Origin of the sequence: Bacillus massilinigeriensis (genome assembly GCF_900117315.1) — a bacterium.
Lineage (GTDB): Bacteria > Bacillota > Bacilli > Bacillales > Cytobacillaceae > Bacillus_BE > Bacillus_BE massilionigeriensis.
Genome location: NZ_LT630337.1, coordinates 3,295,789 through 3,309,993 on the forward strand (window position 1 = coordinate 3,295,789; position 14,205 = coordinate 3,309,993).

Below are 14,205 nucleotides of genomic sequence, written 5' to 3' on the forward strand. Positions count from 1 at the left end.
CAAACTTTTCAACTAATATGTGTGAACTTATTATTACATGTTTCTCTATACACTATTTGTAGTTTACCCTTCTTTCCCTTTATGTGCCAGTTCAAACCTATTCTGAAATTCTAAAAAGGGACGTGAATATGATTGTAAGCTTTTCTATTCCTTTAGATTTGATTTATAATGATTTGATAAAGGATTGAAATGAAAGGATAAAGTTGGTGATTCTATGTTTGATGTGATTGTCATCGGTGGTGGACCTTCAGGATTAATGGCCTCCATCGCTGCAGGTGAACAAGGTGCTAGAGTCCTTCTGATTGATAAAGGAGACAAGCTTGGGAAGAAGCTTGCTATTTCTGGGGGAGGCCGCTGCAATGTAACAAATAGACTTCCAATTGACGAAATTGTTAAGCATATTCCTGGAAACGGTAGGTTTCTGTATAGTGCTTTTTCAATTTTTAGCAATGAAGATATCATCGAGTTTTTCGAGAACCTTGGAATCGAATTAAAAGAAGAAGACCATGGTCGAATGTTCCCTGTATCTAATAAAGCTCAATCTGTTGTCGATGCTTTGATCAAACGCATCGATGAATTACAGGTTGAAATCCTAAAAAATGCTCCTGTTGATGATATAGAATATGGTGAACAAGTCGTTGTTAAGCTGAAAAACGGGTCTGTATACAAAAGTACTTCAGTTGTTATAGCTGTTGGAGGAAAGTCTGTCCCTCATACTGGCTCCACAGGGGATGGGTATGCATGGGCGCAAAAAGCCGGTCATACCATCACCGATTTATTTCCTACAGAAGTTCCTCTTACTTCAAACGAACCCTTTATAAAGGAGAAAGCCTTACAAGGCCTTTCCTTAAGAGGAATAGGATTAAGTGTTCTCAATCCAAAGGGAAAGCCAATTATCACTCATCAAATGGATATGATATTCACTCACTTTGGAATAAGCGGGCCGGCAGTTCTACGATGCAGCCAATTCGTAATAAAGGCTATGAAAAAATACAAAATAAACGAAGTTACAATGAATATCGATGCCTTTCCCACTAAAAAAGAGGAAGTACTTTTTCAGGAAATTCTAAAAATGGTCAAATCCGATTCTAAAAAGAGTATTAAAAATATTTTAAAAGGAATTCTTCCTGAGCGCTACTTATTATTTTTACTTGAACGGATGGATGTAGACCAAAGCTGTTTAGGTGCTAATCTTTCAAATGAAAAGATTAGAGGCCTTGCGAAATTGTGCAAGCAATTTCAGTTTCAAGTAAATGGTACCCTCCCCCTAGAGAAGGCATTTGTTACGGGTGGTGGGGTCTCTGTTAAAGAAATTGAACCGCAAACAATGGCATCTAAATTGATGAATGGGCTATATTTTTGTGGGGAGATTCTCGATATTCATGGCTATACTGGTGGTTATAACATTACATCTGCCCTCGTGACAGGAAGACTCGCAGGAAAGAACGCCGCAAAATATTCTCTACATATGTAAAAATAGAGCCTGATTATGAAAATCAGGCTCTATAAATGACCATTGCCGAAAAACAGTATATTTGTTCATCCTCTTCTTCTTGAATGGCAGCTATATTATATTTAATATCCAAAAGCTTTTTTTCTTCAATCGTTTGTAAAAAACGATTCATCTCCAATTCAAGATCCTTTTCATGCTCTTGATCGAACAGTTTGACCTGAATCATTTCCCTCTCCCTTTCTTTTATTCACCAAAGTGCCCAAATGCTGATAAATTTATACAAGAAAGGGAAATTATTTTAGTTCGCTACAATATTGACAAGCTTACCCGGTACAGCAATAACCTTACGGATAGTTTTTCCATCAATTTGCTCTTTTACTTTGTTATCATCCATGGCTAATTGCTCTAGGTCTTCTTTTTTCATTCCAGTTGGAACCATCATTTTTGCTTTCACTTTACCATTTATTTGGACTACAATTTCAACCTCATCATCCACAAGCTTCGCCTCATCGTATGCAGGCCAAGATTGATAGGAAATCGTCTCACCATATCCAAGCTTTTCCCATAGTTCCTCAGAAATATGCGGACAAATTGGAGCAAGCATTTTCACAAAGCCTTCAATGAATGCTTTTGGTAAAACGGTCGCTTTATAGGCCTCATTGATAAATACCATTAATTGTGAAATAGCTGTATTAAAGCGAAGACCTTCAAAGTCCTCCGTTACCTTTTTCACGGTTTGATGATAGATTTTTTCAAGGCTATTTGATTCATCTGTATCCTGGATTTTTGGACTTAATGAGCCATCCTCTTCCACAAGTAGACGCCATATACGATCTAAGAACCTGCGAGAGCCATCAAGACCATTTGTAGACCATGCAATGGAAGCATCCAATGGTCCCATGAACATTTCATATAGACGAAGGGTGTCTGCACCATGTGTACCTACGATTTCGTCAGGGTTGACAACATTTCCTTTTGATTTACTCATTTTTTCATTATTTTCACCAAGTATCATCCCTTGGTTGAATAATCTTTGGAATGGTTCTTTTGTCGTAACCGCACCGATATCATAAAGGAATTTATGCCAGAAGCGTGCATATAACAAGTGAAGCACAGCATGCTCTGCACCACCGATATATATATCAACTGGAAGCCATTCTTTTAATTTTTCCAGGTCAGCGAGCGCTTGCTCATTTTTCGGGTCAATATAACGCAAATAATACCAGCAGCTTCCTGCCCATTGTGGCATGGTATTCGTTTCACGACGACCTTTTTTACCTGTTTTAGGATCAACAACATTGACCCAATCCTCGATATTTGCCAAAGGAGATTCGCCCGTTCCAGATGGCTTGATTTCTGTTGTCTTTGGAAGGGTTAATGGAAGCTCTTCATCTGGAACAGCTGTCATTGTACCGTCTTCCCAATGAATAACCGGAATGGGTTCACCCCAATATCTTTGGCGGCTGAACAACCAATCGCGAAGGCGATAAGTAACCTTTTTCGTTCCGATTCCTTTCTCTTCAAGCCAGGAAATCATCTTTTGAATGGCTTCTTCTTTGTTTAATCCGTTTAAGAAATCAGAGTTTACGTGAGGTCCGTCCCCAGCATATGCCTCCTTTGTAACATCTCCACCTGCAACAACTTCAATAATTGGCAGGCCGAATTTTTTCGCGAATTCATAGTCTCGTTCATCATGACCAGGAACCGCCATGATTGCACCCGTTCCATAACTCACTAAAACATAGTCGGCAATCCAAATGGGCATCTTTTCTCCATTCACTGGGTTTATCGCAAATGCCCCTGTAAATACTCCAGTTTTATCCTTCGCAAGGTCAGTTCGTTCTAAGTCACTCTTCATTTTCACTTGATCTAAATAAGCTGAAACGGCATCTTTTTGTTCCACAGAAGTAATCTGTTTTACTAATTCATGCTCAGGAGCTAATACCGCATAGGTTGCACCAAATAATGTATCAGGTCTAGTGGTAAAAACAGTAAAGGTACCATCTTGGCCTTCGATTTCAAAGGTTACTTCTGCCCCTTCTGAGCGGCCAATCCAATTTCGCTGCATATCTTTAAGACTTTCGGGCCAGTCTAGTTCCTCTAAATCTTCCAATAAACGATCAGCATAGGCTGTAATTCTTAACATCCATTGTTTCATTGGACGACGCTCAACCGGATGCCCACCGCGTTCGCTTTTTCCATCAATGACTTCCTCGTTAGCAAGTACCGTTCCAAGAGCAGGACACCAGTTAACCGGTACTTCATCAATATAAGCCAAGCCTTTCTCAAATAGCTTTAAAAAGATCCATTGTGTCCATTTATAATAGCTTGGATCAGTTGTATTTACTTCACGATCCCAATCATAGGAAAAACCTAGTGATTTGATTTGACGGCGGAAGGTCTCAATATTCAGCTTTGTAAATTCTGCAGGATCATTTCCAGTATCTAAAGCGTATTGTTCAGCAGGCAATCCAAATGCATCCCATCCCATTGGGTGAAGAACATTATAGCCTTGCATTCTCTTCATTCTTGATAAAATATCTGTAGCGGTGTAACCTTCAGGATGACCCACGTGAAGCCCCGCGCCAGAAGGATAAGGAAACATATCTAATGCATAGAATTTCCGTTTTCCTTTATCTTCTGTTGTTTTAAATGTTTTGGATTCTTCCCAATATTTTTGCCACTTCTTTTCAATCTCTTGATGATTGAAGCTCATCGTTTTTTTCCTCCTAATTTGAAAATATAAGCAAATGTATTATGATGGATCTTGAGCTTTTTAAATAAAAAAACTCCCATCCCTAAAGGGACGAGAGGATTATGTATGTTTTAATCTCCCGCGGTACCACCCACATTAGCAGCTTTTGCCACTCGCTTCATTAATCCTTAACGCGGTAAACGGCAAGTATTACTCCATGTTTCATACTTGCAACTCAGAAGGCGAGTTCATAATGGACCTGATTGACTCTCACCAACCGTCAACTCTCTAATACAGGATACACATTATTACTATTCCTCGTCATCGTCTTTATTTTTATAAAATATAGTCATATTGTATTAAATTTGATTGTAAGATGCAAGTCGTCTAATAATTGTTGTTTATTTCGATTGCTCACTTCGTTTACAAAGGCTAACTCAAAATAAAAAGCAGTGATGAGAGCTAGCCTCCTTATTTTAACTTAACTAGATCCTGTTATTCTCCTCTTATATTCTAGAATTTCAGTTAATGATTGCTTTAATGGAATTTGAGGTGTCCATCCAAGATTTGAAAGCAACGTCGGTTTAACATCTGTTAGTGGTTCCGGGTTATCGTTCATTCCTTTCATTCTAAAATCAACCTTTGCTATGGAATGAAATATTTCTGCAATTTTCTTAATATAATAAGTGTTCCCTGAACATACATGATATTGCTCCCCAGCAGTCCCACTCTCAAAAAGCCGTGCGTATGCTTTAACAGCGTCCCTTACGTCCAAAAAGTCACGGGCTGCATATAAGTTATTCAATTCGAGAACTGGATCCGATCCCTTCCTTTCCATTTCAGCTATCCTTTGGGCAATAATTGAGCAAACTCCATTTGAATTACCCGGACCAATCAAATTTGATGGTTTGGCAATCATTATGTTCATTCCAAAGAGCGACTGCCATGATAACGCAGCAATAGCCTGCATGGTCTTACTAAAACTATAGGGATGCTGAAGGGTAGATGGTTGGTTCGGATCAAATTGGAGAAGCGACCCTACAACAACTATTTTGCATAAAGGGGCATACCTTCGAATCGCCTCAATAATATAGATAGTCGACAAACAATTCACTTCAAAGGTTGTCATAGGATCATTCCAGGAGGTTGGTACATGATTCTGACCTGCAAGGTGTAGAAGGTAATGTGGTTGTGTTGATTGGATTAGTTGGAATACTTCATTTTTTCTAGTAAGGTTGCAAGGCACCTGGGTCATTCCTTCATATTCATATGGGAACTGGTTTCTACTTGTTACAGCAATTATCTGAAATCCTTGTTTTAAAAAATTTTCACATGCGTGAATGCCAGTAAACCCACTGGCTCCTGTAATCATCATTCGTTGCTGCTCACTCATGATGGATCCAACCTTCCTCAGGATTAGTTGGAGTCATAGTTGCTATCCTTTTTTCGACCGAAGAAACGAAAACAAGATGAATCAATATTTGTCATCTCCAGGAAAAAAGGAGGTATAGGTTTTCGACAAACCATCAAGGATATCTATCTTTGGGGACCAATTTAGAAATTGCATAGCTTTTCTATTATCTAAACAGCTGTGTTTAATGTCACCTATTCTCCCAATGGCTCGAATAGTCTTAATTGGTTGATGATGTAGCGTCTCAAGCCTTTTCACCATGTCATTGATTGAAGTTCTTTGTGATGTGCTAACATGAAGTGTTTGTCCATTTCCAAGTTTTAAAGCAGCTAAATTCGCTTCTACAACATCCTTAACATAAATAAGGTCCCTTGTTTGTTCTCCATCTCCGTGTATAGTAAGAGACTGACCCCTTGCCAATCTGTCTAAGAAGACTGCAACCACTCCACCTTCACCCTTTGGTATTTGCCTAGGTCCATAAACGTTAGCATAACGTAAAATAGTATAAGGAAGAGCATATAATTCATTAAACATTCTAATATAAGATTCTGCCGTTAGCTTCGATAGGCCATAATAGGATGTAGGAGCTGTTATATCTTCCTCCTTTAATAAATCTGTCTCTAAATTCCCATATACCGCTGATGTTGAGGCAAAAATCAATTTCTTAACGGATAATTCACTACAAGCTTCTAAAATATTAATTGTCCCATTGATATTTACCTCAGCATCAAATGAAGGGTTTGTAACTGATCTCCCAACATCCGCTTGGGCTGCCAGATGATAAACAACCTCTGGCTTCACCTCAATAATTAGCTCCTTTGCCCTTCCTTTACATATATCTACAAAATGGGGTATGGCCTTTGGATTAAGATTTTTAAGCTGTCCTGTCGTAAGATTGTCCAATACATGCACCTCATGCCCCCTTTTGATGAGTGCATCTACGAGGTGTGATCCAATAAACCCCGCTCCACCTGTGACTATGATTTTCATTACCTATTCTCCTTTTTAGTTTTCCAATAATGTATGTTATTTGAGAATAAGTGGTATAAGTCAGATGTCCTTTAACTGAATTTCTTGGTTTCACGGTTTTAAACGTATTCTCTTTTTTACAATTTACCCTTTTATATTTCGAAGTCTTTTTACTATTGCTTCACTATAGATATCTAATAATCCTCTTACCCCTCTCTCCAAAGACCAATGGGTCATTCCCCAATTCTTTGCATTCGTTCCAAATTTTTTGCGCAATTGCTCATTTCCAAGAAGAATCTCTAGCTTATCACAAAGAATATCAGGGTTTTCTTTTGGAATAACAAATCCGGTCACATTATTCTCAACCATCTCAGGAAGCCCTCCTACATCACTAACAATCGCTGGTTTTCCTGAAATTTGTGCTTCAATTAATGACAATGGTTGGTTGTCTAAAATGCTTGGGAGCACGAAAATATCTGATTTTGATAATAAATTAGGAATATCATCCCTTGATCCCATAAAGACGACATCCCCTTCAACCCCCTGAACCTTGCATTGGATTCTTAATTCAGCTTGTTTGTCTCCAGTACCCACTAACCAACAAACCCAATCATTGCGATATTTTTTTAATTTTCCTAAGGCTGAAATTAAGGTATGAACTCCTTTTACATCAACTAACCTGCCTGTGAAGATAATTACTTTTTTATCTATTGGACGTTCGATTTCTGTTTTTTGATTGACTTGTCTAATAAAATTTTCTGTATCGTAACCATAATGGAGAATCTTTATTTGCTCACTTTTTACACCAAATTCATATACTAATATATTCTTCAACCATTGATTAGCGACAATTGTAACCTCAGCTGTACTTGCCCCTATTTTTTCAAGATCATCATAGTACTCCCTTGCCATATAGGAAGTTTCAGACTTATGAATCGTTTCTAATTGCATTCTAACCTCATGAGCAACTGAACCATGCAGTGTGGCTACTAATGGGGTATAAGCGGGTCTGATACGGTTTATACATGCAGTCGAGATGACATCCTGAGTATGAATAATGTCATATTGATTCAATCCAAGGTTTAATGCAGCCAACTCATATACATAACGTTGAATTTCCGTGTATTCAACTAATTTGTTCTTAAATACCTCTGGATGGGTTTGAGGATTAATTTTTGATTTAACAATCGGAAGCAGTTTCTCCTTTTCAACCTTTTTGCCTTTATTTACGATATGAACGGAATTATTGTCATCTCCATAACCTAGTAAATCTACTTCATGTCCTAGTTCCTCTAACTTCTGCTTTAGCTGAACCATATAATTCCAAACTCCCCCCAAATGGGGTATAGTCCAATAGGTGGCTAATAATACTTTCATCTATACATCTCTCCTATAATTCTCGTCTACATTCACAATATTTCGTGGGAATGCATAGTGTATAGACAAATATCTTTTAAAATAATAAATTGCCACCCTTATTGATAAAAATGGGCCTTAATAGGCCTTTTCTTCAATTTTTTATTAATAACCTAGTCTATCTATCGCTACTTATAACTGCTTTCATATATTATATAGAACCTGTAAGGAGGAGAATTATATGGTACTTAGAATATTCAAGCTCGCTATTTCATCAGAAAATAAAATATCACTATCCCCAACGATTACGCGACTATTTCATGTAACATCTGAACCCATTGCAGAATTGAGTACACATAAAATTAGTACGACCCAATTCTTTAATGATTCAGGAGAAATTGTTCAAGCATTACCGGAATTAAATATGGATAATAGTTACTTTAATGTTTATATCAATGGAGTCCTACAAATGGAAAATATTTTTTCCTATACCGCAGGGGAGGAAGGAATAGGCTCTTTACTAATATCTGTTCCTGAGGGATCAGAGATTGAAAAAGGAACCCCCATCATCTTAGAAATTGTCAACTTCAATCCAACGGTTAAAACCACCCATTTTACTTAATCATTCTGTAGAATTTCTCATGCTCTTCTATTTGTCATAATTAAGACTCACATTTTTATCCTTCATTTATCAAATGCCCTCAATAAAAGAATATTTCCCTTTGAGAGGGGCCAAACAGGTACCCTCTTTTCATATGTAAATATAGGAAATAGGAACAAAGCACATTTTATAAAAATTGGTAAACTGCACTTTCATTTTAACTATTATCTGCATCTACTAAGGAGACAAGGTTTAAAGGTGCTTTGCACCCAATCTAAATATTTTTTTACCTTTCAATTTAGATATAAGGGAGTTGAGAAAAATGAATTTGCAGGAGTTAAAGGGGGAATACGATGCCATATTTAGTCTTGGCGATTTATGTTTAACCTCTATTCAATTGAAAAGGCATAACCTCAGGCCTTTTTCTGGGGTTTTCGACTGGATGGCCTCTCCACGATTATCAAATGTCAATCGTCTTTTGAGGAACCGCTTTATTGGATTTATGGATTATGAGAATTTAAGGATTATCGGATATGCGGGTCCAGAAATGATTTGCGTATCCGATGATGCGTATCAAATGGTTTCAAATCATGACTTCAGTTCGGACAAGAATTCCCTTCAACATCTAGGATCCTATCAGGAGGTTCGCGAAAAATATGATAGGCGAATCAAACGGTTCCTAAATACGATGGAACATGCTAAGAAGATATTGTTTATCCGTACGGAGGGCTCATATGAGGAGGCAGAAGAACTTCAATCGGTTCTATCCAATCTTGTAAAGCATGATTTTCGCGTACTTCTCATCAATCATAAGAGTGTTGCAGGTATCGTGGAAAAGAACTGGCCACTTGAAAAGGTTTGTGCTTTGGAATTTCCTAATAGTGAGATCTGGGAAGGCAATAATCATCTTTGGCAGCAAATATTAGAAGGAATTCAATTAAAAGGGAATTGATTATTCTTAAAGCTAAAGATTATATTCAACAAATTACTGGAGGAAACCAAATTGTATAAAAATTCAGTGGTACTAGTTACAGGAGGGACAGGCTCTTGGGGTACCGAATTAATTCATCAGCTTTTATCTCTTCATCCTCAAAAAATTATAGTATTCTCAAGAAATGAAAATAATCAAGTACAAATGAGAAGAGAAATTGAAGACCCAAGACTACACTTTTTTATTGGAGATATTAGGGACAAGGATACCCTAATGCAAGCCTGCACAGGGGTAGACTTTATTTTTCATCTTGCTGCTCTTAAGCATGTTCCTGTCTGTGAGGACAACCCTCTTGAAGCAATCAAAACGAATGTGATTGGCACCCAAAATGTGATTGAAGCAGCAATAATTAATGGAGTAAAAAAGGTCATTTATGTTTCAACAGATAAAGCAGCTGACCCTGTAAATACCTATGGCATGGCAAAGGCATTAGGTGAAAAGCTAATCCTTCACGCAAATCAGTTAGATGAACAGACCAAATTTCTCTGTGTTAGAGGTGGAAATGTTCTCGGAAGCAGTGGAAGCGTGCTACCTTTATTTAAAAAACAAATAGAAGAGAAAAATGAAATCCTAATTACAGACAAACGAATGACTCGCTATTTTGTCACCCCGAAGCAAGCCATTCAATCATTAATAAAAGCAGCCTCTTTTGGCAAAGGTGGAGAAATATTTATTTTGAGAATGAAGGCTTGTCGGATTATCGACTTAGCTGAAATTCTAATCGAATATAATGGTAAAGCTAACATTAAAATGACGGAAATCGATGCAAGACCAGGTGAAAAAATTGAAGAAGTACTTGTTGGGGATTATGAAAAAGAAGGTACTTTTGTCTACGATCAGGATTTACTAGTCATCTTGCCTGTCCACGAGAGGAAGACAGCATTCCCTTTAATTTATGAATCCTACTTAACAGATTCAAAAGACCTTATGTCGAAAGAAGAAGTAAAGAAACTCCTTATAAATGGAGGCTTTTTACAATAATGCACACAATTTCAGGTGAATCATTAAAAATATCCCTCCAATGCTAGAAGGTTCATCTCTAGCATTAGAGGGGAATTTTTTTCAATTACAATATTTGTCATACTCTTAGTGAATTTAAGAGGCCTTTTTAATAAGAGCCCCTATATCTTTGATCCTATGATCATAGATAATTGTCGTAAAAATTGAAACGACAATCAAAGCAGTCGAAAAGATAAATAGGATGGACATTCCATACCAATCTACGAGCATTCCACCTAATAATGGACCAATCATTCTCCCACCGGTCGCTGTACTATTTACAATTCCCTGAAATAATCCAGACTTCCCTTTTGGAGCTAATTTATCTGCAATGGTAGGGACAGATGGCCAAACTAACATTTCTCCAATAGTTAAAATAATCATGGAGATCAAAAATCCAGAAAATCCATTGGCAAAGGAAGCAGTTAAAAAGGATAGGATGAAAATTCCCATACCTACAACCATAAGGCTTTTAATTGATTTATTCATTGAATTAATGAAGCTATTTAAAATGGGCTGACCAAGCACAATTAATGCTCCATTAATTGTCCAAAGAAAGCTATATTGCCTTAAGCTAATTCCAATTTCCTGTGTATACGAAGCAATGGTGGACTGCCATTGAACATATGCAACCCAACACAATAAGTACCCGATACATAGGACGAGTAAAGCTACTAACTTATTGTGATGACCTTTTTCTGCCTTCTCTTTCACCTTTGATATCTTTCTTTCCCCTACAACTTGCATATTTCGATAACTAAATCCTGCAATGAATAAAAAGATTAAATACATTAGGGCATTAGCAATAAATATGAATTGAAAGGAGTATGATGCGACAAAGCCTCCTAAGGCAGCCCCTACCGCTACTCCTAGGTTTTGAGCAACATAAATAGCATTAAATGCTCTTCTTCCACCCTGTCTCCAAACCGTTCCGGCCATGGCAAACATAGATGGAAATACGATTCCTGAACCAAATCCTAGAATCGTTAACAAAACAACATATGCTGGCCAACCATTCCAGAAAATTAATCCACTTACCGATAAAAGGGATATTCCTATCCCAAGAATGATTGATTTATAACCACCAATTTTATCAAATAAATATCCTCCGAATAAATTTCCGATGACGCTCGCTGCGGAATTTAACATCAGGACAATACCTGCAACTGACAAAGACTTTCCTAAATGATCGTGAATATAGATTGCGTTTAAAGGCCATAAAAAAGAAGAGCCTGTTACATTCACTGCCATTCCAATTACTAATAGCCAAACGGCACGTGGCATGAAAAACGCTCCTTTACAACTAAAATATTTCGAATACCAAAATATATTAGTTGTTTTTTTACTAAACTTCAATAAAAACGTTTCGGTTACTGAAATAAATTATTTTCACATTTAACAAAGTGGTCAATAATTTGGAAACCATATCCATGGATTTTATTTTACAGTCTTAACCACCTATGACAAATAAAAAGCCCCCACAAATGTGAGAGCTTTTCATTATTATGATGATTGATCCTGTTCTTGATGCATTTTGGACTTAACAGGTTGTCCGCCACGTTTTTCATATTTTTTCTTTGATAATTTCACCTGGTCCATTTCTTGACCCATTTCAATGTCTTGATTATTTATTCCATTTCTCGTTTTTTGTTCTGGATTATTTTGTTTCGAACGCTTTCTAACCATCACTTGATCTCTCCTTTAATGGTCAAGTAAAGTCATTTGGTTTTGTAGCTGCTGAAGCTGAATCCTCATTCTGTGCAACTGTTCACGTTGCTGTGAATTTGCACTATGTGCCATTTGAGACAGGTCATTATACGCATTTTCCAGCTGTTGCATAGCTTGTGTATATTCATTCATATTATAATGCTCCTGTCTGCTACCTGTTTCGAGTTGCTTTTGTGCATATTGAATTGCATTATTACACTCATCCATCAATTGCCCCATCGATTCCCGAGTTGCCATAATTAAACCTCCTCCTAAATCGAAAGACATAAGAAGCAAAACGCTTCTATATTATCTTGTTCAAATGTGATTTTTCTTACCACATATAAGAGACTAAAAAACCTTCCAATTATTTATTTGAAAAGATTACAATTGGATAACCATGACACTTCATGATAAAATTCTTTTTATGTAAAAAAAATTCTTTTTTTACTATTTATGAAATGTTAATAGAGGAGGTTGCTGAATTGAATCAGACGAGTCCTTTTCCATATGCATCAGATGATAAACGGTACCACACTTGGAATTATCATTTACGCAATCAATTTGGACATAAAGTTTTTAAGATAGCATTAGATGGCGGTTTTGATTGTCCGAATCGTGATGGTACAGTCGCTCACGGTGGTTGTACCTTTTGTAGTGCTGCTGGCTCAGGTGATTTCGCTGGAAATCGTGTCGATGATTTAGAAGTACAATTTCATGAAATAAAAGAAAAAATGCATACAAAATGGAAGGATGGCAAGTATATGGCTTATTTCCAAGCCTATACAAATACCCATGCGACCGTTGAAGTATTAAGAGAGAAATATGAAAAGGTATTAAAGCAAGAAGGCGTCGTGGGACTGTCGATTGCAACACGTCCGGATTGTTTACCAGATGACGTCGTAGAATATTTAGCTGAACTGAATGAAAGAACCTACTTATGGGTTGAATTAGGATTACAGACTGTCCATGAACGAACAGCTACATTAATCAATCGTGCACATGATTTCCAATGCTATATCGATGGCGTGAACAAGCTTCGAAAGCATGGGATTCGCATTTGCTCCCATATCATTAACGGATTACCTTTGGAGACACCTGAGATGATGATGGAAACAGCACGTGAGGTTGCAAAGTTAGATGTACAGGGGATCAAAATTCATTTACTTCATCTTTTAAAAGGAACCCCTATGGTAAAGCAATATGAAAAAGGAATGCTTAAGTTTTTATCCTTTGATGACTACGTAAGCTTAGTATGTGATCAGTTAGAAATTTTACCCCCAGAAATGATTATCCACCGAATCACAGGGGATGGACCAATTGATTTAATGATTGGACCAATGTGGAGCGTCAATAAATGGGAAGTATTAAATGCAATCGATGCAGAACTAAAAAGTAGAAATAGCTGGCAAGGGAAATATTACAAGCATAGCCATGTGGAGGCAGGCAAATGATACTAGACAGGGTATTGCCATATGCACGGTTGCTTTTAGAAAAAACAGTCAAAGCTGGAGATACAGTTGTAGATGCAACCTTAGGGAATGGTCATGACACAGTGTTTTTAGCTGGTCTTGTTGGTCAACAGGGGCAAGTTTTTGGATTTGATATCCAGGAGCAAGCTATAATAAACACTGTTGAAAGACTGAGGGAGTATCATTTAGAGGATCGAGTAACACTTTTTCACTCAGGACATGAGCATGTAAAAAGGCTAATCCCTGAAGAATTTCATGGTTCAATTAAGGGGGCCATATTTAATTTAGGTTATTTGCCCGGCGGAGATAAATCCATTGTTACCACTCCACAAACAACCCTTCAAGCTGTGGAAGCTCTTTTTGAAATTTTGGCTCCTGAAGGAATCATTGTTTTGGTCATTTATCATGGTCATGATGAAGGAGCCATTGAACGGGATTACCTGCTAACCTATTTAAAACAAATGGATCAAAAGCAAGCTCATGTCTTACAGTATCAATTTATTAATCAAAAAAACAATCCCCCATTTATCGTTGCCATTGAAAAGAAGTAG

Annotated in this window: 14 protein-coding genes and 1 other annotated feature; of the genes, 6 read left to right on the top strand and 8 right to left on the bottom strand. The window is 37.3% G+C overall.

The window, feature by feature from the left end; translation table 11 throughout:
- Positions 1 to 214: 214 nt before the first annotated feature.
- Positions 215 to 1,474 carry a BaiN/RdsA family NAD(P)/FAD-dependent oxidoreductase gene (locus BQ6100_RS16340; RefSeq protein ID WP_075982643.1) on the top strand — a complete coding sequence of 420 codons (1,260 nt, stop codon included), beginning with the start codon at positions 215 to 217 and terminating at the stop codon, positions 1,472 to 1,474.
- A gap of 22 nt (positions 1,475 to 1,496) precedes the next feature.
- On the opposite strand, the gene BQ6100_RS16345 is transcribed toward BQ6100_RS16340, so the two are convergent.
- From BQ6100_RS16345 to BQ6100_RS16365, 5 genes are all read right to left on the bottom strand, one after another.
- The gene (locus tag BQ6100_RS16345; protein WP_075982644.1) at positions 1,497 to 1,679 is read right to left on the bottom strand and encodes a sporulation protein Cse60; all 183 of its coding nucleotides are present in this window, start codon (positions 1,677 to 1,679) and stop codon (positions 1,497 to 1,499) included.
- 72 nt (positions 1,680 to 1,751) lie between these two features.
- The gene (gene leuS, locus BQ6100_RS16350) at positions 1,752 to 4,169 is read right to left on the bottom strand and encodes a leucine--tRNA ligase (RefSeq protein WP_075982645.1); all 2,418 of its coding nucleotides are present in this window, start codon (positions 4,167 to 4,169) and stop codon (positions 1,752 to 1,754) included.
- An 83-nt stretch (positions 4,170 to 4,252) separates the two neighbouring features.
- Positions 4,253 to 4,482, bottom strand: a binding site (T-box leader).
- Positions 4,483 to 4,629: 147 nt separating this feature from the next.
- A complete protein-coding gene (locus BQ6100_RS16355) occupies positions 4,630 to 5,541 on the bottom strand; it encodes an NAD-dependent epimerase/dehydratase family protein (RefSeq protein WP_075982646.1) in 912 nt (303 codons plus the stop codon).
- Positions 5,542 to 5,622: 81 nt separating this feature from the next.
- Positions 5,623 to 6,549: an NAD-dependent epimerase/dehydratase family protein gene (locus BQ6100_RS16360; RefSeq protein ID WP_075982647.1), complete on the bottom strand. Its 927-nt coding sequence runs from the start codon at positions 6,547 to 6,549 to the stop codon at positions 5,623 to 5,625.
- Between the two features lie 123 nt (positions 6,550 to 6,672).
- Positions 6,673 to 7,905 carry a glycosyltransferase family 4 protein gene (locus BQ6100_RS16365; RefSeq protein ID WP_075982648.1) on the bottom strand — a complete coding sequence of 411 codons (1,233 nt, stop codon included), beginning with the start codon at positions 7,903 to 7,905 and terminating at the stop codon, positions 6,673 to 6,675.
- A gap of 220 nt (positions 7,906 to 8,125) precedes the next feature.
- Here BQ6100_RS16365 and BQ6100_RS16370 point away from each other — a divergent pair, with 220 nt between their 5' ends.
- The 3 genes from BQ6100_RS16370 (at position 8,126) to BQ6100_RS16380 (ending at position 10,457) form a co-directional block, all read left to right on the top strand.
- Complete coding sequence (locus BQ6100_RS16370) at positions 8,126 to 8,506, top strand: DUF4183 domain-containing protein (RefSeq protein ID WP_075982649.1); 381 nt, start codon at positions 8,126 to 8,128, stop codon at positions 8,504 to 8,506.
- Between the two features lie 301 nt (positions 8,507 to 8,807).
- Entirely contained in the window at positions 8,808 to 9,437 is a 630-nt protein-coding gene (locus tag BQ6100_RS16375) for a DUF1796 family putative cysteine peptidase (RefSeq protein WP_075982650.1), read from the top strand.
- 51 nt (positions 9,438 to 9,488) lie between these two features.
- On the top strand, positions 9,489 to 10,457 hold the full coding sequence (locus tag BQ6100_RS16380) for a polysaccharide biosynthesis protein (RefSeq protein WP_075982651.1): 969 nt from the start codon (positions 9,489 to 9,491) through the stop codon (positions 10,455 to 10,457).
- Between the two features lie 114 nt (positions 10,458 to 10,571).
- Here the strand turns inward: BQ6100_RS16380 and BQ6100_RS16385 are convergent, their stop codons facing one another.
- The 3 genes from BQ6100_RS16385 to BQ6100_RS16395 form a co-directional block, all read right to left on the bottom strand.
- Positions 10,572 to 11,759 (bottom strand): MDR family MFS transporter, encoded by a 1,188-nt coding sequence (locus tag BQ6100_RS16385; RefSeq protein ID WP_075982652.1) that lies wholly within the window; start codon positions 11,757 to 11,759, stop codon positions 10,572 to 10,574.
- A gap of 219 nt (positions 11,760 to 11,978) precedes the next feature.
- Positions 11,979 to 12,161, bottom strand: coding sequence for a glycogen biosynthesis protein GlgD (locus tag BQ6100_RS16390; protein ID WP_075982653.1), 183 nt, complete (start codon positions 12,159 to 12,161; stop codon positions 11,979 to 11,981).
- A gap of 15 nt (positions 12,162 to 12,176) precedes the next feature.
- Entirely contained in the window at positions 12,177 to 12,440 is a 264-nt protein-coding gene (locus tag BQ6100_RS16395; protein ID WP_075982654.1) for a YtzC family protein, read from the bottom strand.
- Between the two features lie 227 nt (positions 12,441 to 12,667).
- Here BQ6100_RS16395 and BQ6100_RS16400 point away from each other — a divergent pair, with 227 nt between their 5' ends.
- Complete coding sequence (locus tag BQ6100_RS16400; protein WP_075982655.1) at positions 12,668 to 13,636, top strand: TIGR01212 family radical SAM protein; 969 nt, start codon at positions 12,668 to 12,670, stop codon at positions 13,634 to 13,636.
- Positions 13,633 to 14,205, top strand: coding sequence for a class I SAM-dependent methyltransferase (locus tag BQ6100_RS16405; RefSeq protein ID WP_075982656.1), 573 nt, complete (start codon positions 13,633 to 13,635; stop codon positions 14,203 to 14,205). The genes BQ6100_RS16400 and BQ6100_RS16405 overlap by 4 nt, the downstream gene beginning before the upstream one ends.

Coding starts and splice junctions, on each gene's coding strand:
- BQ6100_RS16340 (WP_075982643.1), top strand. CDS start 215: ATGTTTGATGTGATTGTCATCGGTGGTGGACCTTCAGGATTAATGGCC.
- BQ6100_RS16345 (WP_075982644.1), bottom strand. CDS start 1,679: ATGATTCAGGTCAAACTGTTCGATCAAGAGCATGAAAAGGATCTTGAA.
- leuS (WP_075982645.1), bottom strand. CDS start 4,169: ATGAGCTTCAATCATCAAGAGATTGAAAAGAAGTGGCAAAAATATTGG.
- BQ6100_RS16355 (WP_075982646.1), bottom strand. CDS start 5,541: ATGAGTGAGCAGCAACGAATGATGATTACAGGAGCCAGTGGGTTTACT.
- BQ6100_RS16360 (WP_075982647.1), bottom strand. CDS start 6,549: ATGAAAATCATAGTCACAGGTGGAGCGGGGTTTATTGGATCACACCTC.
- BQ6100_RS16365 (WP_075982648.1), bottom strand. CDS start 7,905: ATGAAAGTATTATTAGCCACCTATTGGACTATACCCCATTTGGGGGGA.
- BQ6100_RS16370 (WP_075982649.1), top strand. CDS start 8,126: ATGGTACTTAGAATATTCAAGCTCGCTATTTCATCAGAAAATAAAATA.
- BQ6100_RS16375 (WP_075982650.1), top strand. CDS start 8,808: ATGAATTTGCAGGAGTTAAAGGGGGAATACGATGCCATATTTAGTCTT.
- BQ6100_RS16385 (WP_075982652.1), bottom strand. CDS start 11,759: ATGCCACGTGCCGTTTGGCTATTAGTAATTGGAATGGCAGTGAATGTA.
- BQ6100_RS16390 (WP_075982653.1), bottom strand. CDS start 12,161: ATGGTTAGAAAGCGTTCGAAACAAAATAATCCAGAACAAAAAACGAGA.
- BQ6100_RS16395 (WP_075982654.1), bottom strand. CDS start 12,440: ATGGCAACTCGGGAATCGATGGGGCAATTGATGGATGAGTGTAATAAT.
- BQ6100_RS16405 (WP_075982656.1), top strand. CDS start 13,633: ATGATACTAGACAGGGTATTGCCATATGCACGGTTGCTTTTAGAAAAA.